The organism is Ochrobactrum sp. SFR4 (assembly GCF_019730395.1).
Lineage (GTDB): Bacteria > Pseudomonadota > Alphaproteobacteria > Rhizobiales > Rhizobiaceae > Pseudochrobactrum.
The window spans coordinates 1-338 of record NZ_JAAPBB010000445.1 but is presented as its reverse complement, the minus strand read 5'-3'; the positions used below and the strand labels follow the sequence as shown (position 1 = coordinate 338).

The window sequence follows — 338 nt, the reverse complement described above, 5'->3', positions numbered from 1 at the left end:
CGTGAGCCCAATATGGCTCACGGCGCTCTGATTTGATCAATCGAATGAAACACAGGGCCATGGCCTAGTGAGCGGCCAGTCTCATCTTTCATACCCACTTCAAGCCGGTGTGCGGCATTGATTGCCCGCAACAGATAGGCTTTTGCCTCGCGCACGGCATCCGGCAAGGCATTGCCTTTCGCCAGTTCGGCAGCCAAAGCACTGGAAAGCGTGCAACCTGTCCCATGCGTATCAGGCGTTTCAACACGTGGCGCTTCAAACCACAGATTATATTCCGCGCTCAGGAGCAAATCAGGGCATTGCTCTCCTGCCATATGCCCGCCCTTCATCAGCACGGC

Annotated in this window: 1 protein-coding gene; it reads right to left on the bottom strand. The window is 55.9% G+C overall.

Going from position 1 to position 338, the window contains the following annotated elements:
• Positions 1 to 17: 17 nt before the first annotated feature.
• On the bottom strand, positions 18 to 338 hold a 321-nt coding region (locus HBA93_RS19745; RefSeq protein ID WP_221724420.1), incomplete at its 5' end, for a bifunctional hydroxymethylpyrimidine kinase/phosphomethylpyrimidine kinase.